This window comes from Bacillus sp. 03113, assembly GCF_006546985.1.
GTDB lineage: Bacteria > Bacillota > Bacilli > Bacillales > Cytobacillaceae > VATK01.
On record NZ_VATK01000025.1, the window covers coordinates 1 to 20,020 of the forward strand.

Annotated in this window: 17 protein-coding genes, 1 pseudogene and 1 riboswitch; of the genes and pseudogenes, 14 read left to right on the forward strand and 4 right to left on the reverse strand. The window is 36.3% G+C overall.

Features of this window, described 5'->3' with window-relative positions; translation table 11 throughout:
* Positions 1-90 precede the first annotated feature (90 nt).
* The 6 genes and pseudogenes from FDO66_RS18850 to FDO66_RS18875 form a co-directional block, all read left to right on the forward strand.
* Positions 91-339: pseudogene (locus FDO66_RS18850) on the forward strand (NAD(P)-dependent oxidoreductase); the annotation flags it as partial.
* Between the two features lie 20 nt (positions 340-359).
* The gene (locus FDO66_RS18855; RefSeq protein WP_141434214.1) at positions 360-1,433 is read left to right on the forward strand and encodes an Ldh family oxidoreductase; all 1,074 of its coding nucleotides are present in this window, start codon (positions 360-362) and stop codon (positions 1,431-1,433) included.
* A complete protein-coding gene (locus FDO66_RS18860) occupies positions 1,418-2,119 on the forward strand; it encodes a FadR/GntR family transcriptional regulator (protein ID WP_141434215.1) in 702 nt (233 codons plus the stop codon). The genes FDO66_RS18855 and FDO66_RS18860 overlap by 16 nt, the downstream gene beginning before the upstream one ends.
* Positions 2,120-2,127: 8 nt before the next feature.
* Positions 2,128-2,589: a tripartite tricarboxylate transporter TctB family protein gene (locus tag FDO66_RS18865; RefSeq protein WP_141434216.1), complete on the forward strand. Its 462-nt coding sequence runs from the start codon at positions 2,128-2,130 to the stop codon at positions 2,587-2,589.
* Positions 2,590-2,605: 16 nt separating this feature from the next.
* Positions 2,606-4,123, forward strand: coding sequence for a tripartite tricarboxylate transporter permease (locus tag FDO66_RS18870; RefSeq protein WP_141434217.1), 1,518 nt, complete (start codon positions 2,606-2,608; stop codon positions 4,121-4,123).
* Positions 4,124-4,146: 23 nt separating this feature from the next.
* Positions 4,147-5,163: a tripartite tricarboxylate transporter substrate binding protein gene (locus tag FDO66_RS18875; protein WP_141434218.1), complete on the forward strand. Its 1,017-nt coding sequence runs from the start codon at positions 4,147-4,149 to the stop codon at positions 5,161-5,163.
* Between the two features lie 81 nt (positions 5,164-5,244).
* Here FDO66_RS18875 and FDO66_RS18880 read toward each other — a convergent pair whose 3' ends face one another.
* On the reverse strand, positions 5,245-5,673 hold the full coding sequence (locus FDO66_RS18880; RefSeq protein ID WP_141434219.1) for a VOC family protein: 429 nt from the start codon (positions 5,671-5,673) through the stop codon (positions 5,245-5,247).
* Between the two features lie 295 nt (positions 5,674-5,968).
* Here FDO66_RS18880 and FDO66_RS18885 point away from each other — a divergent pair, with 295 nt between their 5' ends.
* Genes FDO66_RS18885 through FDO66_RS18900 form a run of 4 tightly spaced genes read left to right on the forward strand, consistent with a single transcriptional unit; the run spans position 5,969 to position 9,337 of the window.
* Positions 5,969-6,712: an HlyD family secretion protein gene (locus FDO66_RS18885; RefSeq protein WP_181444656.1), complete on the forward strand. Its 744-nt coding sequence runs from the start codon at positions 5,969-5,971 to the stop codon at positions 6,710-6,712.
* 17 nt (positions 6,713-6,729) lie between these two features.
* Positions 6,730-7,497 carry an ABC transporter ATP-binding protein gene (locus tag FDO66_RS18890; protein ID WP_258535791.1) on the forward strand — a complete coding sequence of 256 codons (768 nt, stop codon included), beginning with the start codon at positions 6,730-6,732 and terminating at the stop codon, positions 7,495-7,497.
* Positions 7,490-8,638, forward strand: coding sequence for an ABC transporter permease (locus FDO66_RS18895; RefSeq protein WP_141434222.1), 1,149 nt, complete (start codon positions 7,490-7,492; stop codon positions 8,636-8,638). Before FDO66_RS18890 ends, FDO66_RS18895 begins: the two co-directional genes overlap by 8 nt.
* A gap of 9 nt (positions 8,639-8,647) precedes the next feature.
* Positions 8,648-9,337, forward strand: a complete 690-nt coding sequence (locus tag FDO66_RS18900) for a TetR/AcrR family transcriptional regulator (RefSeq protein ID WP_141434223.1) — start codon at positions 8,648-8,650, stop codon at positions 9,335-9,337.
* A gap of 69 nt (positions 9,338-9,406) precedes the next feature.
* On the opposite strand, the gene FDO66_RS18905 is transcribed toward FDO66_RS18900, so the two are convergent.
* From FDO66_RS18905 to FDO66_RS18915, 3 genes are all read right to left on the reverse strand, one after another.
* Complete coding sequence (locus FDO66_RS18905; RefSeq protein WP_141434224.1) at positions 9,407-10,402, reverse strand: 3-oxoacyl-[acyl-carrier-protein] synthase III C-terminal domain-containing protein; 996 nt, start codon at positions 10,400-10,402, stop codon at positions 9,407-9,409.
* A gap of 517 nt (positions 10,403-10,919) precedes the next feature.
* Positions 10,920-11,963, reverse strand: a complete 1,044-nt coding sequence (locus FDO66_RS18910) for a ribonucleotide-diphosphate reductase subunit beta (protein ID WP_141434225.1) — start codon at positions 11,961-11,963, stop codon at positions 10,920-10,922.
* Positions 11,964-12,285: 322 nt separating this feature from the next.
* The gene (locus FDO66_RS18915) at positions 12,286-14,523 is read right to left on the reverse strand and encodes a ribonucleoside-diphosphate reductase subunit alpha (protein ID WP_141434226.1); all 2,238 of its coding nucleotides are present in this window, start codon (positions 14,521-14,523) and stop codon (positions 12,286-12,288) included.
* Between the two features lie 123 nt (positions 14,524-14,646).
* A riboswitch (cobalamin riboswitch) is annotated at positions 14,647-14,831 on the reverse strand.
* A gap of 436 nt (positions 14,832-15,267) precedes the next feature.
* On the opposite strand from FDO66_RS18915, the gene FDO66_RS18920 reads away from it, so the two are divergent.
* The 4 genes from FDO66_RS18920 (at position 15,268) to FDO66_RS18935 (ending at position 19,781) form a co-directional block, all read left to right on the forward strand.
* Positions 15,268-16,020 (forward strand): DeoR/GlpR family DNA-binding transcription regulator, encoded by a 753-nt coding sequence (locus FDO66_RS18920; RefSeq protein WP_141434257.1) that lies wholly within the window; start codon positions 15,268-15,270, stop codon positions 16,018-16,020.
* Positions 16,017-16,922 (forward strand): 1-phosphofructokinase, encoded by a 906-nt coding sequence (gene pfkB, locus FDO66_RS18925; protein WP_141434227.1) that lies wholly within the window; start codon positions 16,017-16,019, stop codon positions 16,920-16,922. The genes FDO66_RS18920 and pfkB overlap by 4 nt, the downstream gene beginning before the upstream one ends.
* Before the next feature lie 79 nt (positions 16,923-17,001).
* Positions 17,002-18,876 carry a PTS fructose transporter subunit IIABC gene (locus FDO66_RS18930; protein ID WP_141434228.1) on the forward strand — a complete coding sequence of 625 codons (1,875 nt, stop codon included), beginning with the start codon at positions 17,002-17,004 and terminating at the stop codon, positions 18,874-18,876.
* A gap of 68 nt (positions 18,877-18,944) precedes the next feature.
* The gene (locus FDO66_RS18935; protein WP_181444657.1) at positions 18,945-19,781 is read left to right on the forward strand and encodes an alpha/beta fold hydrolase; all 837 of its coding nucleotides are present in this window, start codon (positions 18,945-18,947) and stop codon (positions 19,779-19,781) included.
* The last annotated feature ends 239 nt before the right edge of the window (positions 19,782-20,020 follow it).

Genomic DNA, 20,020 nt, shown 5'->3' on the forward strand with positions numbered 1-20,020 from the left:
TGATGATAGGGTAAAGATTGTGATATTTCCCCACTGCTTTGCTAACGCAGATTTTCTAAATGCCCTTATGGGCGCACTACTTCACGCGGGGGGATTATCGACGAAGTCGCTTTGCTTCAGTCAGTCGAAGCTGGTCAATTAGCAGGGGCTTATTTGGATGTTCTGGAAGAGGAACCCGTTAAAGAAGGATATTTTTTATTAAAGAACAATAAGATTATTATTACACCCCATATTGCTGGTTTAACGGCTGAATCTCAAGTGAGGATTTCTAACATTATTGCAGATGAGGTTGTGAAGGTATTGCAAGGAAAACAGTCATTATCTTTAGTCTCATTATAGTGGTAAAGGAGGAATGAAGATTGAGTAGTTATAAAAGCGAGGATTTAAAGTGTTTAATTCAGAATGTTTTGACTAATCTTGGGGTAAAGAAAAGTGATGCTGAGGTTGTAGCGGACTCATTAGTAAGAGCCGATCTTGAAGGGCTCAGCAGCCATGGAATTAGCAGATTGCCTATTTATTCAAAACGACTAAAGGAAGGTAGGATTAATGCAGCTCCATCGATAACCATAGACAAAAAAGGATTTTCAGTTATTACAGTGGATGGAGACAATGGATTAGGTCAAGTTGTATCGTATCAAGGAATTAAAGAAGGAATTAAAACAGCGAAAGATACGGGCATTGCTGCAATTGCTATTCGGAATAGTAATCATTTTGGTTGCGCCTCTTACTATTGTCAATTAGCCTGCGATGAAGGATTAGCAGCCATGATTATGACAAATTCTCCCCCTGGAATTCCTCCATGGGGAGGGAAAAAGGCGTTTTTTGGAACGAATCCCATTGCCTTTGGGTTTCCTGTTAAAAATCATCCAGATGTCATAATTGATATGTCTGCGAGTATCGTTGCAAGAGGAAAAATTATTGAAGCTGCAAAAGAAGGGAAAGCAATACCTAAAGGTTGGGCGATGGATCAGAGAGGCTTTGATACAGAAGATCCAGTAGAAGCAATCAATGGAGCTATTCTTCCTTCAGGAGGAGTTAAAGGATATGGATTGGCCCTAGCAGTAGAGATATTATCTGGAATTTTAACAGGGGCAGCTTTTGGCCCTTATGTACAAAATATTTATAATGAAAACGATCAAGCGGCAAATGTTGGACATTTCTTTATTTTAATAGATATTGAGAAGTTTATACCACTCGACCATTTTACAACGCTTCTGCAAAACATGCTAATTGAAATGAAAGAGATTCCTAAAAAAGAAGGAGTACAAACGATTTTATACCCTGGTGAGCGGAGAGAGGGATCATATTCAAAGAAATTAATTTCTGGAATTCCTTTATCTGCTGAAGTTGAGAAGGAATTAATTGTTCTTGCAAAGCAATTACAGCTAGAGTTTCCTGAAAAAGGGTGGAAAATGCCATGTTTGAAAATTTGAAATTTGATCGTTCTACTGTTCCAACGAAGATAGTTGAAGAAATTAAGACACTTATTCAAGAAGAGAAGCTGCAACCTGGGGAGAAGTTGCCTCCGGAAAGAGAGCTCTCTCTCCAACTCAACGTGAGTCGCAACACAATTAGAGAATCGTATAAAATTCTCTCTACACTAGGATTTATTGAAATCAAACACGGCCAAGGGGCATTTGTAGCGGAGGGTACGACCAATTTAGCTAAACTAGCTGACCAATATTTTATTAGAAGCGATCAATTTACCGATTTGTTTGAAATGCGCAGGCTTATCGAAACACAGTCCGTGGTTTGGGCAGTCGAGCGTGCATCTGATTCAGATGTGGAAGAGCTTTACCAGTTTGTAAAAGAGACGGTTCTGTTAGTCAGCCAAAGCAAAATAGAAGCAAATTTGTTATCCGAGCGCGATCATAGATTTCATATTAAAATTGCCGAACTTTCCAATAATGCAATTGCTTTTAGGATCATGAACAGTCTTACTAGTCTTTTTAATAATGTTAGAGAGGAAACCTCCAAAATTCCGGATCGGTTAAACCATTCGTGGAGGGAACACCTGCAAATTGTAGAAATGTTAAAAAAACGTAATTCTCTTAAAGCAAAGGAATATATGGATCATCATTTACAAAGCGTTGAAAGAGCTTTAAAAGGAGAAGTGTAGGGGGAGTTATGAAGGATAAACTATTATCTGAAAATAGAATCGGTGGATTGATTGTTATAATTTTCGGTTTCTTATCCATACACGAATGCATTCGTCTTTACTCTTATAGTAGAGATATCTTAACTGGCGATCATGTTTTTCCTGGATTAATTGGTATACTGCTTGTTCTATTTGGATTCGGTTTATTTTTTGAAAGAAAAAGTGGAGGAAGAGAGTTTGAACGTCCACCGAGAAGAGTTGCGATCACAATTATTTTTTCGATCGTGATCCTCTTTATTTACTGTATTTTAATTACATTTATCGGCTATATCATTAGTACATTATTAGTATCGGTTGGTCTAATAAAAGCAATAGGCAACTATCGTTGGATTTCATCTATATTGTTGGGTGCAATCATGACAGCCACCTTGTATTTCGTGTTTATTGCATTGCTTAAAACTCCTTTTCCAAGTGTCATTTTATCATTTTAGGAAGAAGGGAACTCTTATGGAATCGATCATGAATTTATTGGGCGGCTTCAGTGAAGTAATTACTCCTATCAATCTGCTTATCATCTTAACAGGATCACTTTTAGGCACTTTTGTTGGTATTCTTCCTGGTCTTGGCCCAACATCAGCTATGGCTGTTCTTTTACCAGTTACAACAGTTCTTGATCCAGTTCAAGGACTCATGATGATGGCTGGTATCTACTATGGATCTATGTATGGAGGGTCAACTACAGCTATTTTAATGAATATTCCAGGTGAATCATCATCTGTACCTACTACATTGGATGGTTACCCACTTGCAAAACAGGGAAGAGCTGGTGCTGCTCTTGGGATTGCAGCAATTGGTTCTTTCATTGCGGGAATTATTGGCTTAATTGGGCTTGTTTTATTTGCTCCCATATTAGCTGATCAGGCTTTAAAATTCGGCCCTCCTGAATACTTTTCACTAATGTTAGTTTCATTAATGGTCCTATTTAATTTAACAGGCTTTTCCTTTAAAAAGTCATTTATAATGGGTTTATTTGGGTTTTTAATCTCGTTTGTTGGAATCGGATTAACAACGGGGGTGCCAAGGTTTGATCTAGGATTCAGCTTCCTTACAGGTGGATTTGAAATGGTCAGTATCATTATCGGTCTATTTGCTATTTCAGAAGTATTGAAGGGACTCGAAGAAAACCGCAATTCAAAGCCTCATGTAAAAGTAAAAGGGGTCTATCCGAGCAAAAAAGACTTAAGTTTGAGTAAGTATCCCATTATAAGAGGTGGTTTGCTCGGTTTTTTCCTTGGAATATTACCTGGTGTATCGGCAACTATTACTTCCTTTTTATCTTATGATTTAGAAAAAAAACTTTCAAAATATCCAGATCGGTTTGGGAAGGGTGCAATTGAAGGGGTTGCTGGGCCAGAATCAGCAAATAATGCAACTAGTTCAGGTGGGTTTATCCCTTTACTATCGCTTGGAATTCCTGCATCACCACCTTTAGCCGTATTATTAGCAGCTCTCATGATATATGGTTTAACGCCTGGTCCAGTATTATTTGAACAAAATAGTCAAATGGTATGGATGATTATCGCGAGTATGTTTGTAGGTAATGCTATTCTTTTACTATTAAATTTACCTTTGGTTGGAATATGGGCAAAGCTTACTGAAGTTCCTTTTGGAATTTTGGCTCCTATCATTCTCTTGATTAGCATTTTAGGTGCCTATTCTGTAAGAAATAGTATGTTTGATGTCGTCGTTGCGATTATTTTTAGCGTATTAGGTTACTTATTTAACAAATTCCAATGGCCAATCATTCCATTTGTTTTATGTATGGTACTGGGTCCGAAAATAGAGAGTTCATTTATTCAATCTTTAGAAATGTCATCTGGCAATTTACTGATTTTTGTTCAACGTCCAATCTCTTTATCGATATTACTAGTTTCTGGAATTTTATTAATCATATCCATCCTTTTAATGAAAAGAACGAAAAAAAGAGTTTTACAGGAAGCAGGAGAAGAATTGGAATTCTCATAAAAATTTTTTGGGAGGTAATGATCATGAAAAAGGGCTTACCATTATTAGTTACTAGTCTATTATTAGTTGGAGCTTTGCTTTCAGGCTGCTCATCAAATTCTACATCAACAGTTGATAAAAATAATAAAGGCATTGAATATCCGAAAAGACAGATAGAGCTTGTCGTACCATTTGCTGCAGGGGGTGGTGTTGATTTGGCAGCACGTTCAGTTGCTGACTATTTAAGCGAAGAATGGAAACAGCCTATTGTTGTTACGAACAAACCGGGAGGTGGAGGAATTATTGGTGCACAATATGCTCTAAAGGAGTCAAAAGCCGATGGATATACCGTTCTAGTTAACAATAATTCCTCCACAACGATGTATGAAGCAGGAACTTTAAATCCTACTTTAGCTGTCAAGGACAATAAATTTGCTTCTCGGATTGCAGAAGGAACGCTTGCTTACGCTGTCAATGCTGATGCTGAATGGAATAGTTTTAAAGAATTCTCAGATTGGGTAAAGTCAAACCCTGAAAAACTAACATGGGCAAGTGTAGGCCCTGCGGGATTTTCATCGTTTGGTGTAGCAGAATGGCTTCAATCCATAGATGTAAATTTTAAAAAGACAACGATGGTATCCTCTGAGGGAGCCACTGATTCTGCAGCAAAAGTAGCAGGGGGACACGTTGTATTGGCTGTTCACACGGTTGGAGAATTGGCTCCTCTAGTAGAAGCAGGAAAAATTAAATTACTTGCGGTTCAATCATCAGAACGAAATTCACTTTTCCCTAATGTACCAACTGTTAAGGAAGAAGGTTTTGATGGATTAACAGTCAAATGGTGGACCGGATTGTCGTTTGCAGCTAACACACCGGATGAAATCGTTGAAAAATGGGATAAGGCAATTGAGAAAATGGAAAGTGACGAGGCGTTTATTAAACAATTAGAAAAAATTAAGCTTGAGCCTTCTTATTTAAACTCTTCAGACTTTACCAAAGATGTAGAAAATGAAACGAAAAAATACACAAAATTAGCTGAAGACGCAGGAATTCGAAAGTGACCTCGTGATAAAGCTAAAAACACAAAAAGGATTTAGAACTATAAAAAGTTCCAGATCCTTTTTGAATAAATTTTGTAAAAATTACAATACTGATTCTCCATTGTCATAATTCAATTGCCAATGAATTCCGAACTTATCCGTCACCTGTCCGTATAGCTTACTCCAAAACGTTTCTTGCAGCTCCATACCTACAGTGCCGCCTTCTTTTAGTTTATGAAAAATCGACTTAATTTCATTTATATCCTTATTAATAAACGCTAGCGTTACGTTGTTCCCTTCAATAAAAGGCATACCAGGAAAAACATCAGAAAACATCACATTACTTCCATCAATGTTTAAACGAGTGTGCATGACTAAATTTTTTGCTTCCTCAGGAAGGGGAAAGTCTGGGTGAGGTGGCGCTTCTCCAAAAGTCATAATTTGAGGTTCGTCTGTTCCAAAAACTTGTGCATAAAATTCTACAGCTTCCCGACATTTCCCATTAAAATTAAGATAAACATCTACTGACATATGTCTCACTCCCAAACATTAAATTATAAACCACTGTTATTAAGTGATTTACTTTCATATTGTATCATTAACTGTTCATAATCGAAAATAATTCAATAAAGCGCTTTAAAATAAAAAAGTATGCTTAAACCATTTTGTTATTTTATTATAGAAAAACTAAAAAATTGGTGAAAAATATTAAATTAAGGACAAAATGGAACTTATTTACTATTCCAATTAAAATTGTAAAAAGATACTATATAAAATGAAAGTATACACTTACATTTTGTTTTAAATGAGCAAGGAGTGGGAAACGATGAAAAAGAAAATAATTCTCAATTTATTGGTAATCGGTTCTATGACTACATTAGTAGGGTGTACAGGTTCAGAAAAGGACATTGGATATTCAGGATTTGTGGAAGGAAATAGCGTACAAATTCAAAGTGAATTAGCAGGGAAAATATCAGAGATCCACATTCAGGAAGGGTCAGTTATTAAAAGTGGTGACGAGTTAATTTCTTTAAATACAGAACAACTTGATTTGGAAATTGAAAATGCAAAAGTAGGAATTGACATTGCAAAAGCAAAAAAAGAAGAAGCCGATGCTTCAGGTAGAGATTATTTAATTGATCAAGCTGATGGTGCAATTAAACAAGCAGAAAATAATTTGAAACTACTAGAACTTCAAAAATCAAAATCTACATTAAGAGGACCAATTGAAGGAGTTGTACAGGATATACATATAACGGAAGGTGAAGTGGTTAATCCAAATGAAACCTTAGTTACCATAATCGATAATAATAATAAAGAAGTAGTTGTATACGTAGATGAAAAGGATTTAAGTTTAATAGAAAAGGAGAAGAAGATAAAAGTAAAATCAGTTGCTTATGATAGGAGGACTTTTGAAGGCATTGTGAAAAGAATTGCTACTGAAGCAGAATTTACTCCACAAAATGTACAAACAAAAGAAGAAAGGACAAAGAGAGTTTTCGCAGTTACCATTGATGTATCTAAAGTAACAGAGTTAAAACCAGGTATGTCAGTCGATATAGATCTATAAGAAAGATGGTGAGTAAATTGAGTAATTTTGCAATCGAAACGGAAGACCTTACAAAGCAATTTGGTAAATTATTGGTTGTAAACAAGGTGAATTTAAGTGTGCCAAAAGGACATATCTATGGTTTTTTAGGTCCGAACGGTTCGGGAAAATCTACGATGATTAGAATGTTGTGTGGCGTATTAGAACCTACGTCCGGAAATGGAACTGTATTGGGGCATGATATAAAAAAAGAACCTGAAAGCATCAAGCAAAAAATTGGTTATATGTCTCAAAAATTTAGTTTATACCAAGAATTAACGGTAAAAGAAAATCTTGATTTTTACTCAGGGATCTATGGACTAAAAGGAGAAGAGAGTAAAAATAGACAGAAGGAGTTAATTGAAGTATCAGGTTTAGTTGGAAGAGAAAATCAACGTGCATCATCATTATCAGGTGGCTGGAAACAGCGCTTGGCATTAAGCTGTGCCTTAATACATAGACCTGATCTGTTAATATTAGATGAACCGACAGCAGGTGTTGATCCAGTATCTAGAAGAATTTTTTGGGATATTATCACACAGCTAGCAAAAGAGGGTATAACTATTCTTGTTACCACTCACTATATGGATGAAGCAGAATTGTGTGATGAGATTGGATTTATATTTTTTGGTAACATTTTAATTAAAGGAAAACCGGAAGAACTAATAAAAGAGCATAACGTGCGAAATTTAGATGATCTATTTATTAAATTGGTAGAGGAACAGGAACACAATCCACTCAAAGGAGGTGGACTAACATATGTCTAAGAATGGATCTCCCTTTAAAATAACTCGATATATATCTATTGTGAAAAAAGAAATAATTCAAATCAAAAGAGATCCTGGAAGTTTGGCAATCGCTTTAGTGTTGCCGGTTGTACTTTTATTTTTATTAGGATATGCCGTTAGTTCCGAGGTCGAAAATATAGAAATGGCTGTGTGGGATCAAAACCAGACAAGTGCTAGTAGAGACTTGATCAAGAGCTTTGAGAATAGTCATTATTTTACATATCATGTGAATGCTGTTTCTTATCAAGAAATTGAAGGCATGCTTGATCGCGGCGAGGTCAGTATGGCTCTAGTCATTCCAAAGTCTTACTCAAACAATTTAACAAAAGATACAGCGTCTATTCAAATTTTAATTGATGGTTCAAATCCTACTATATCGAAAACAGCTCTATCGAATTCCAAGTTAATTGCCCAAGATAAATCAATAAAATTACAAATGGAGCAGCTTAATCAATTAGGTGCAGGGGAGATGGTCCAACCAATTAAAGGGGAGTCGCGTGTACTGTACAATCCGAATATGGAAGTAATGAAGTTTAATATCCCTGCGTTAATTGGATTAATTATGCAAGAAGTAATATTAATCTTAACGGCGTTTTCATTAGTTCGCGAGAAGGAAAAAGGGACAATGGAACAGCTGATCGTTACACCTATTAAATCAAGTGAATTAATATTAGGAAAATTAACTCCATATGTTGGGATTGGTTTGTTTTCGTTTCTATTTGTACTGGTTACAGCTATAGGATGGTTTGAAGTTTCGATAGAAGGAAGCATGACTTTGTTATTAGTATTAAGTATGTTATTCCTTGTTACAACTTTAGCGATGGGGATATTAGTATCAACCCTCGCAAAAAACCAGTTGCAAGCAATGTATATGGCATTCGCAATCATATTGCCAAGTGTTATTTTATCAGGGTTTGTTTTTCCTAGGGAACCAATGCCATACATTATCCAAATATTAGGAGGTTTTATTCCGCTTACGTATTATTTAGAAATTTTACGTGGGATTTTCTTAAAGGGAGTAGGGATTCAAGAACTATGGACTCAAACAATCATACTATCTATATTTACGATTCTTTTATGTGTTGCAACTATTCTGCGTTTTAAGAAAAATCTGGAGTAGGTGGCAAAAATGAAAGATATTTTTGAAGAAGAAAACGGTTTACAAAAAACAATCAAGCAATTGACAGAAGAAATGAAGAAGGAAAAAAATCTTACCAAAAGTCAAATGAAAATTCTGGAAGCAGCATTGAATTTGTTCTCTCAAAAGGGGTACGAGAATAGTTCAACATTGGATATTGCAAGGGAATCTGGGGTCGCAGAAGTAACGATATTTAGAAACTTCAAGTCAAAAAATAACTTGTTATATCAAATTGTTGCTCCATTAATCATTAAGATTACATCACCAGTCATATTGAAAGATGTGAAGAAGCAGTTTAAAGATTTTGACAGCGATAGTGAAAATATATTAACAAGTGTTTTCAAAGATCGACTAGATTTAATTGAAAAAAACCAGAAAGCTATTCAGATTCTATTGAGAGAAGCTTTAAATCATGAAGAAATTTTAAATTCCATCATTAAAAATATTACCGTACCAGCAAAAAAAGATGCATTTGAATTTGTAAAAAATAAGAAGGTTAATGGTGAATTTCGAGAAGTAAACGAACAAGCTGTTGTGGATCTTTTGTTTTACACGATGTTTGGATATGTAGTTAGTCATTACGTATTTAAAATAGATACTTTTACAGAAAAACAAGATGAAATGATTGAGACAATAGTAGATTTATTATTGAATGGAATAAAGAAACAAAGTTTCAAATAAAAAAGAGTAGCCCGTAAGAAACTTCGAAACTACTCTTTTTTAACTGTTTTAAAAAATATATCCAATTTGTTAATAAGTTATTGATAAAGCTCCTATTGATAAACCTGCAGATGTACCGAATAATAAGATTGTATCACCTCGTTTTATTTTCCCGGACTTAATGTAATCATGAAAAGCCATCGGAATAGAAGCAGCTATACAGTTTCCATGGTCGGATAGATGATTCGCCACTCGATCTTTTTCAAAACCATACTTTCTTAAAATCTCCATGCCATTTTTGCTTGTTTGATGTGGGACAACATATTTATAATCATTAATTGTGATTTTACTTTCATTTTCTAAGTCTTCCAAAAATTTCTTCAAATAACGTACTGCTGTTTTAAATACTTTTTTACCCTGCATTTGGAATATATGGTCTTGGTCAGTTGTTTCAGGGAAACTAGGATGTCTTAATATGCCAGCACCTTTTACAGCAGTATAATCGGCGCCTTCGCTGTATGTATTCAGTTTGAAATGATGAACTTTGCTTGATTCTCCTTCTGGAGTTCTTGAAACAACACAGGCTGCAGCACCGTCACCAAAAAGTACTTTAACTTCTCGTTCAGCACCACTTAGCGTTGGACTTGGAGTATCGGAGCTTATGATTAGGATGTTTTTATAAAGGTTTGTGTTAACTAAGTTAGATGCTATAAAAACGGCTATAGGGAAGCTATAACATGTACTATCAACATCAAAGCATGCTATACCTGAATTTTCCAGACCTAACTCTCGTTGATAAAGAGCTGCACTACAAGGAATGGCTTGAAGTGGAGTTCCGCTGGCACCAATTATACAATCAATATCATGTAAATGAATATTAGCATCATCAATTGCAAGACTTGCTGCTTTAGTTCCAAGAGTGAGAGCTGTTTCGCCCTTTTCTCTATCTATGTAATGGCGAGAGTATACACCAGATGCTCTTTCGATCCAGCCATCTTTGATATCCATTTCTTGTGCAAGCTCTTGACTCGTCTTTATTTTTGAACCAACAGCCTTCCCAATTCCTGTGATTTTTGTATTGAACATTTCTCCGACACCTCCAAAATTAATTAGATCAAACTAATTATTTCAAATATTGGAAAAAAATTCATTAACTTTTTTGAAAGTTTTTCAAAATGGTAGAAAAGTACTGAATAAATGTACGCACAATCATTAACAATTTAGAAGATTTTAGTAATCTTAAGAGTATACATAAGATTAAAGTTTACAAAAATAGAAGAGAAAAGTGGTGGTTTTCTATGACAACTAACATTTAACCAATGTGGAAGAAGTATTAAAACAAGTGGTGATAAAAAAAGTTAAAAGGAGAACGAAAACATTCTGTATATCCGTTGTTTTCGTTCTCCTTTTAACTTATATAATAATCCAGTTTTTTGCTTTAGCTTCATGCACTTGAAAATATTATTTTTTTTGAACTTAGACGAGTTTCTAGTTTATTTGCAGGGGACGTACAAATGCCGATATTACTTACAGGACCCAGTGTCCTTAATCGGCCAGTACCAGCGACTGATGTATTTCGTTAAACAGGGTGTTTTCGTTTTTCTTACAAATCATCAAACCCATTATCGAGATTATTAACTTTTACATATTGTCTTGATTTTTGCTCGAAGAAATCGGATTTTCCTAGATCGACGTCTTCATATGCAACGATCCAGCGAAGAGGATTGCTTCGATGTCCTTCAAATGGACGTTCAAAGCCTAATTGATTCGCTCTTACATTTGCATAAAATTTAATGTAATCTTCAACATCTTGTAAGAAAATCCCGTCAATTTTATTTCCGATGATATGTCTTGCCCATTCAATCTCGAGCTTGGCAGCTTCCTTCATCGTATCTTCCACAAATTTAGCTAGTTCTTCATTATTGTATTCAGGATTTTCATTTAAAACTTCCTTGAAGATCTTCACAAATAGATCCACATGAATTTGTTCATCTCGGTTGATGTAGTTAATCATTGTGCTCGTTGCGACCATTTTTTGATTTCTTGCTAGATGGTAGAAGAAGGCGAAACCGGAATAGAAGAATAGACCTTCAAGCACAACGTCATAAACGATTGATTTTAATAAATTTAGAACGGTTGGTTCCTCTGCGAAATCCTTGTAGCCGTTTGTCACAAATTCATTTCTTTCTTCTAGGATAGGCTCCGTTCTCCAAAATTCAAATACTTCTTCTTGCTTGCTTTGAGGAACAAGGCTGGAAAGAACATAAGAATAGGAATGATTATGGACAACCTCCTGTTGGGCTAAAATGATCATTAATGCCGATAGGCTTGAGTCTGTAATATAATCTGCTACTTTTCCTGCATAATCGGTTTGGATGCTATCAAGTAAAGCAAGAAGGCCAATAATTTTTAAAAAGGCATCCTGCTCGATATCTGTTAGATTTGAAAATTGCTTAATGTCCTGGGACATATTGATTTCAAATGGAGTCCAAAAGTTTGCAAGCATTTTTTTATATTTTGGATATGCCCATGAGTAGCGGACATCGTCCCAGTTTAAAATATTTGAGCACTCACCGTTGATGATTCCAGTTGAACGGTTTGGTGCTGTTTTGTTCATAATGGGTCTTTTTGAAACTTGTTCACTCATTAAATTCACTCCTATATAAACCTGTTTTTATGTAAAATTTTCATAATTGTAAAGGTTAAAACCTGAAACTAGCGAAGGGCCATCAGCGTAAAAACATACATTTACACTTGTGGCCCGTTATACTAGTTATTATCGTTACTCAGAATTTATATCTTTGAAGCTAAATTGATGTCTAGCTTCAGCGCCTATCGACTATCAAACTTCACTTCTTCTCCCTACGATAAGTCAACATCGATTCGCTATCGCTCATCGAGTATCCTTTATCTCAGTCGAAGATCCTCCAGTTTGTACGTCGATAATCAAGTCGCTTCCGCTTTTCTATTTAGCTTGAGCAAGACTCACAATCTTCAATTTCTGATGAAGTTGAGCGTAAATAATAGGTCGTTTTTAAGCCGTTTTTCCACGCTGCAAAGTGCAGGTCAAGCAGTTCTTTTGCTTTAACTGTGTTTTGAACGTACAGGTTGAACGAAATGCCTTGGTCAATGTGCTTTTGTCTTTTTGCATTTTGTTTAATGCTCCAATGCTGATCAATAAGATAAGCGGATTTATAATACCACGTTGTTTCTGACGATAAATCAGGAGCAGTAACCGGAATCTTGTAATCTTTCTTTTCTTCTGAATACACCTTTTTAAAGATTGGGTCAATACTTGGTGTACTGCCTGCAATAATGGCAGTTGAAGCGTTTGGTGCTACAGCCATCATATAGCCGTTGCGAACGCCATGTTCATGAATATCTTCTTTCAAGCCTTCCCAATCAAGACTAGAGGACTCATTATCATAACCTCTAATATCGAAGTATTTTCCAGTCTCCCAATCGGATCCTTTAAAGGCAGGGTAAGAGCCTTTTTCCTTTGATAGCTCCATACTAGCTTTAATCGTTAAATAAGAAATTTGTTCATAAAGCTTATCAGAATAATCAACGGACTCTTCATTTTCCCAGCGCAGCTTTTTCAAAGCAAGAAGGTGATGCCATCCGAATGTCCCTAATCCAACAGCACGATACTTTTTGTTTGTTAGCTCACCCTGTAAAACTGGAATCGTATTTAAATCAATAACATTATCGAGCATTCTTACTTGAATCTTAATTAATCGCTCAAGAACGTCTGCTGAAACGGCATTTGCTAGGTTGATGGAAGACAAATTACAAACAACAAAATCACCAGGGATTTTTTCAATGATAATTCTGCCGTCTTCGACACGTTGTTCCTTCATGACAGTCGCACTTTGGTTTTGAACAATTTCTGTACAAAGATTTGTACAATAAACCATTCCTAAATGACTATTCGGATTTTTTCGGTTGACTTCATCACGATAAAACATAAATGGTGTTCCTGTTTCGAGCTGACTTCTCATGATTCCTTTCATGATGTCAATCGCTGCAACCTTATCTTTTGAAAGAAGTGGACTTGCAACACATTCTTCGTATTTTTCTCTGAAAGAGCCGGCGCCAATTTTTTCATCATAGAAATCCTCAAGGGAGTAACCCATAATGTTTCTTACATCATGAGGATCAAATAAATACCAGTCTTCACGTGCTTCTACTTTTTCCATAAATAAATCCGGGAGACATACACCTGTAAATAAATCATGAGTACGGTAGCGTTCATCTCCGTTGTTTAGCTTGCTATCAAGGAATGAAAAGATATCTTTATGCCATACATCCAAGTAAACACTGATCGCTCCTTTTCGTTGTCCAAGCTGATCGACGCTTACGGCTGTATTATTTAATTGCTTCATCCAAGGAATGACACCTGATGATGCCCCTTTAAATCCTTTAATTGCACTTCCGCGACTGCGGATCTTACCTAGATAGACACCAATTCCGCCTCCGTTTTTAGATAAATTGGCGATATCTGTATTGCTATCATAGATGGACTGCAGGCTGTCATCGACCGTATCAATGAAGCAGCTTGAAAGCTGACCCCAATTTTTCCCTGCGTTGGATAATGTAGGGGTTGCAACGGTCATATACAAGTTGCTGAGCGCCCAATAAGCCTCTTTAACAAGTTCAAGACGTTTAGATTTATCTTCCTCGCTCATCAAGGTCATCGCAATAACCATGAATCGTTCCTGTGGAAGCTCAAATACTTTTTTATGATGATCACGAGCAATATAACGATCAGCAAGCATACGTAGTCCGATATATGTAAAGAGGTGATCTCTTTCAGGCGTTATTGATTTTTCAAGCTCATCGATTTCTGATTTTGAGTATCGATCTAATAGAGCTGGAGAATAGATGCTTTTTGATGTTAAATGAGAGATTAGCTCATACAACGAGCCATAGCTCTTATCTTTTGGATAGCCTCTATTTTCGCTCGCTTCTTCATATAAATCATGTAAATAGATGCGAGCAGCTACATAAGTCCAATCTGGTTCGTTTTCATCTAAATAGGATAATGCTTCTAAGATAAGTTGCTGATTTAGCTCGCGATGATCAAAGTGCTGTTTAATTTCGACCATATGTGCAGCTCGTTTGTAAAGAGGAGAAAAGTCAAGATGTGAAAACTCCTCTGATATTTGAACAAGTAATTTATTTTCTGAAAAAGTTGATTGAACCATAAAAGATTCCTCCCAATCGCAAAATAATATCCGTCCACGAAAGTTGGACGGACAAACGATAGTAAAATAGGTTAAGAACCCAATCGTACCATCGTTCCATCTCCCAACCCCCGAAGAATTGAAACTTAAAAACAAGCATTGGCAAGTATCCTGGCTTGTGCATACTACTATAAGAACTTTCTATCTGAAGGCATCAGTTAGTGGTATTCTTATTTCGGACGCACTTACAGTTGCGGGGACAGCTTCGGAATTTAACCGAATTCCTTTTTAAGTCCAAATATTTGGGCACCATTACTTGTGATGTATGTCATTTCTTTATTGATGATGATTGCTTTAGCAGCAAAAAAAGCCGCCTAAAATAGTAAAGTAAAAATGATATTTCAAGGCGAAAAATCCATATGTAGTAATATTTAATTGATTTACCATCTATATGTTGTATCATGATTCTATCATATCCAACTTGTTATCGCAATTTATTTTTGAAAAATGATTTAAGGATGTGAGGATGAATGTAGGTGGGGGTGTTTACAACATTACTATTCTTTTTAAATGCCTATTACAGTCTACTACAGATCATACTTAATTTCTATTCAATAGAAATTTCAGAAAAGTGAATACTTTGTCACAAAATTGTAATATTATGAACTATTTTGAGAGAATATGAGAGATTTTGATTGATAATTGAAATCGTTTACAGTACAATGAATGTAGGAAATAAGTAATATGTATGGTGGTGGTGAGGATTTGCTTACACCCGAAAGACATAGAATTATTTTACAGTTATTAAAAGAAAAAAGTATTGTGGAAATTCATGAAATGGTTGAATTAACGAATACTTCCGAATCGACAATAAGGCGTGATCTTACACTATTAGAGCAAGGGAAGTATCTAAAACGGATACATGGCGGTGCAATTAGGCTTCAAGGAAAATTAAACGAGCCAACGATGGATCAAAAATCTACGATCCATCTTAATGAAAAAAGGCTCATCGCCCAATATGCTGCTAGTTTAGTAGAAGAAGGAGATAGTATTTACCTAGATGCAGGTTCCACTATAAGGGAGATGATCCCTTTTTTACCAACAAATCAAATGGTAGTTGTAACAAATGGAATGATGCATATTCACGCTTTGTTAGAAAAGGGCATAATGACTTTTATTTTGGGTGGATGTGTAAAACAAAAAACAAACGCGGTTATTGGATGTGGAGCTCAAGGAAGCATAGAAAAATATCGCTTTGATAAATGCTTTATAGGTGTGAATGGTATTCATCCTGAATTTGGATATACTACTCCTGATCAAGAAGAAGCAGCGATTAAACATTCTGCCATTTCATTATCGAGAGAAGCATTTGTGCTAAGTGATGAGTCAAAGTTTTCAGAAATATCTTTTGCAAAGATTGCCGATCTTCATGATGCAATGATTATTACGAATCATCTTCCAAAAGAAAGGCGGAATCTTTACTCAAGTAAAACTAATATAAAGGTTGTGTCAACATGATATTTACGGTTACTTTGAATCCTTCAGTGGATTACATTGTTGAATTGGATCAAGTAAATGTAGGTGGACTAAATCGTACCAAAAAAGAAACGAAATTTCCCGGTGGAAAAGGAATCAATGTTTCTCGCGTTTTAAATCAAATGGAAGTAAAGTCTCAAGCATTAGGTTTTGTAGGTGGATTTACCGGTCGGTATATTGAAGAAAGCCTCCAAAAGGAACAAATCGAAACCAACTTTGTTCATGTAGAAGAAGATACTCGAATTAATGTAAAGTTAAAATCAGAAAAAGAAACAGAAATTAATGCGAAAGGTCCAAATATTACAAGTGACCACTTTCAAGGTTTAATTGATAAAGTGAGCGAGCTTACGAGTGAAGACATGCTCATTTTAGCAGGAAGCATCCCTTCTACCTTGCCAAAAACAACCTACGAGGAATTGGCGAAAATTTGTGTTAAAAATAATGTTCCTTTTGTTGTAGATGCTGAAGGAGAATTATTAACGAAGGTTCTTCCATATAAACCATTTTTAATCAAACCAAATCATCATGAGCTGGGAGAAATCTTTGAAACTGTTATCACAAATTGTGAAGAGGTTATTCCATACGGGAAAAAGCTGATTGAATTAGGCGCTCAAAATGTAATTGTGTCACTTGCTGGAGACGGAGCCGTTTTAATCACGAAAGATCATCATTATATTTCAACCGTTCCGAAAGGAGAATTGAAAAGCTCAGTTGGTGCCGGTGATTCAATGGTTGCAGGCTTTGTGGCAAAATTTAAGCAAACTGGAAATCTTGAGGAAGCATTTAAATATAGTGTAGCCTCAGGAAGTGCAACCGCTTTTTCAATTGGTCTTTGTACAAAGGAAAAAGTAGAAAGCTTACTGCCCCAAGTGAAAATTCTATAACTTAAAGCACCGTTTACAGTAAAATGTGGGGCTAAACTCCCCTCTTGCTAGAACGATGACACAAAAGGAGGACAAGAAGATGAAAATTACAGAGTTATTAACGAAAGAGACTATTTTACTTTCGATCTCTGGCGATCAAAAGTTAGATGCTATCAATCAGCTTGTAGACAAGCTTGATCAAGCAGGAAAGCTAGCAAGCCGTGATGAATATAAAGAAGCCATTTTAAAAAGAGAATCTCAGAGCACAACTGGAATAGGCGAAGGAATTGCGATTCCGCATGCAAAAACATCAGCTGTTAAAAGTCCTGCGATTGCTTTCGGGAAATCGATCAGCGGTGTAGATTATGAATCGTTGGATGGCCAGCCAGCGCATTTATTCTTTATGATTGCAGCGACTGAGGGGGCAAACAACACTCATTTAGAAGCTCTTTCTCGTTTATCCACGATTTTATTAAAAGAAGAAGTTCGTAAACAATTGATTGAAGCAAGTACAGAAGAAGACGTGTTAAATATTATTGATAGCTACGATGAAGAAGACAAGGAAGAGGAAGTTCAAGATATTTCAGATAAAAAGAACTTTATCGTTGCTGTAACTGCCTGTCCAACTGGAATCGCTCATACGTATATGGCGGCTGATTCATTAAGAGCAAAAGCAGCTGAATTAGGGATCGACATTAAGGTTGAAACAAATGGTTCCAGCGGGGTTAAGAATTTACTTACTAAAGAAGAGATTGAAAACGCTACTGCAGTAATCGTTGCAGCTGATAAAGCGGTTGAAATGGAACGCTTCAAAGGAAAGCATGTGCTTCAAACGCCTGTAGCTGATGGGATTAAAAAACCGCAGGAATTAATTGAAAAAGCGTTAAAACAAGAAGCCCCTATTTATAAAGGCGGTTCTGGTACAGCTTCTAGCGAATCTGAAGGCAGAGCGAAAACAGGCTTTTACAAACATTTAATGAGTGGGGTTTCCAATATGCTTCCATTTGTAGTTGGAGGCGGAATTCTAATCGCTATTTCGTTTATGTTTGGCTATAATGCCTTTAAACCAGGTGACCCAACCTATAATCCTTTTGCAGAAGCATTAATGACTATCGGGGGAGGGAATGCATTCCAGCTTCTTGTTCCAGTTTTAGCAGGGTTTATCGCGATGAGTATTGCTGACCGTCCTGGTTTTGCGCCTGGTATGGTAGGCGGATTAATGGCAGCAACAAGTGGTGCGGGATTCCTTGGCGGATTAGTAGCAGGGTTTTTAGCCGGATATTTAGTTATTCTTTTGAAAAAGGCTTTGTCCGTTTTACCTGAGTCGTTGGATGGAATTAAAACGATTCTATTGTATCCTTTATTTGGGATCTTTTTAACAGGGATTGTCATGTTATATGTAGTAAACAAACCAGTTGGTCAACTAAACGCAGCCATTACAGATTGGTTATCTGGATTAGGAACTGCCAATGCGATTCTTCTCGGAATCGTTTTAGGTGGAATGATGGCTGTGGATATGGGTGGTCCGATCAATAAATCTGCGTATGTATTTGGAACTGGATTAATTGCCAACGGTGTATATGGACCAATGGCAGCAGTTATGGCAGGTGGAATGGTTCCTCCGTTAGCAGTCGCTCTAGCAACAACCATCTTTAAAAACAAATTTACAAAGCAAGAAAGAGAAGCGGGTACAACAAACTATATTATGGGGCTTTCCTTTATTACGGAAGGGGCAATCCCATTTGCAGCAGCAGACCCACTTCGCGTTATCCCCACAATGGTAGCCGGCTCAGCTATTACAGGTGCCCTTACAATGGCATTTGATATTCAGTTAAGAGCGCCACATGGTGGAATCTTCGTATTCCCATTGGTTGAAGGAAATTGGTTATTGTATCTTCTTGCAGTTGCAATTGGAGCAGTTGTTTCAGCGATCTTATTAGGGATTTTGAAAAAACCTATTGTAAATAATAAGTAGTCAAATTAAAGGATGGTGAACGAAATGTTCACCATCCTTTTTCACTTATTTGCTATCCAAAATACTGAATGGAAAAGGATATAAAAGCCCATATTAACTTTATTATTATCTATTATCAAAATAAGGGGCTGAAAAAAATTCCTTCTTTCCAACATGAAACAGTTAACATCTACTATGAAGATAAAGGATCAGGGATTCCACTAGTTTTTATCCATCCACCTGCAATGGGTAGAAAGGTGTTCTACTATCAAGAAGATCTTTCAAAAAATTTCCGGGTGATTCTTCCTGATTTAAGTGGAAATGGAGATTCTATCGGAGAAAAGAATGTCACAATCATTGGATACGCAGAAGAAGTGGTAGCTTTACTGGATCATCTTCAGATCGAAAAGGCTGTGGTAGTCGGATACTCATCAGGATGTACGGTTGCCCAGGAATTTGCCTTAAGCTTTCCAAACAGAGCTCTCGGGATCATTTTATTTGGCGGGTTTTCAGAAGTAATGTCGATGACATTCAAATATGAGCATATTTTAGGTATGTATTTTGTAAAAAAATTTCCTGCCTTCTTACAATATATCATTGCAGCGAGCCATACGGAGGATAAAAAAGTGAGGCAAATTCTTCTAGACCATATGAAAAAAGCGAATCATAAAATGTGGTTTCAATTTTATGATCGGTCTCTTCATTTCTCATGTACAGATCGTTTGGATCAGCTTCAAGTACCTTTATTACTTTTATATGGATCGAGGGATTTTGTTAATCAGCATATTCGAACGTACAAACGGCATACAAAATTTGAATCCGTTATTATCGATAAAGTATTTCACCAGCTTCCAACGAAAAAATGGGAAATTATCAACCAATTAGTCATTGGTTTTGTTATGGAGCATTTTCATTCCACCCTCTAAATTCTTATTCATATTCATATTTATAGAAAAAGTAAAATAAGTACGATATGATGAATTCATCGTTTATCAAGAAAAGCGCAAGTGCCTGTTTAGCGACGTATGGACTGGGCCCCGCTTCGACTGAGATGAAGGAAACACGAAGAGCGAAAGCGATTCGATGTTGACTTATCGTAGGGAGGAGTGGGGTGGACATTAGTCGCTGGGTGCTGGAGCTAGACACCAGTCGGGATTCAGAAAAC

Coding starts and splice junctions, on each gene's coding strand:
- FDO66_RS18915 (WP_141434226.1), bottom strand. CDS start 14,523: ATGGTTCAATCAACTTTTTCAGAAAATAAATTACTTGTTCAAATATCA.
- FDO66_RS18900 (WP_141434223.1), top strand. CDS start 8,648: ATGAAAGATATTTTTGAAGAAGAAAACGGTTTACAAAAAACAATCAAG.
- FDO66_RS18905 (WP_141434224.1), bottom strand. CDS start 10,402: ATGTTCAATACAAAAATCACAGGAATTGGGAAGGCTGTTGGTTCAAAA.
- FDO66_RS18880 (WP_141434219.1), bottom strand. CDS start 5,673: ATGTCAGTAGATGTTTATCTTAATTTTAATGGGAAATGTCGGGAAGCT.
- pfkB (WP_141434227.1), top strand. CDS start 16,017: ATGATATTTACGGTTACTTTGAATCCTTCAGTGGATTACATTGTTGAA.
- FDO66_RS18935 (WP_181444657.1), top strand. CDS start 18,945: ATGGAAAAGGATATAAAAGCCCATATTAACTTTATTATTATCTATTAT.
- FDO66_RS18895 (WP_141434222.1), top strand. CDS start 7,490: ATGTCTAAGAATGGATCTCCCTTTAAAATAACTCGATATATATCTATT.
- FDO66_RS18910 (WP_141434225.1), bottom strand. CDS start 11,963: ATGAGTGAACAAGTTTCAAAAAGACCCATTATGAACAAAACAGCACCA.
- FDO66_RS18875 (WP_141434218.1), top strand. CDS start 4,147: ATGAAAAAGGGCTTACCATTATTAGTTACTAGTCTATTATTAGTTGGA.
- FDO66_RS18870 (WP_141434217.1), top strand. CDS start 2,606: ATGGAATCGATCATGAATTTATTGGGCGGCTTCAGTGAAGTAATTACT.
- FDO66_RS18865 (WP_141434216.1), top strand. CDS start 2,128: ATGAAGGATAAACTATTATCTGAAAATAGAATCGGTGGATTGATTGTT.
- FDO66_RS18930 (WP_141434228.1), top strand. CDS start 17,002: ATGAAAATTACAGAGTTATTAACGAAAGAGACTATTTTACTTTCGATC.
- FDO66_RS18885 (WP_181444656.1), top strand. CDS start 5,969: ATGAAAAAGAAAATAATTCTCAATTTATTGGTAATCGGTTCTATGACT.
- FDO66_RS18860 (WP_141434215.1), top strand. CDS start 1,418: ATGTTTGAAAATTTGAAATTTGATCGTTCTACTGTTCCAACGAAGATA.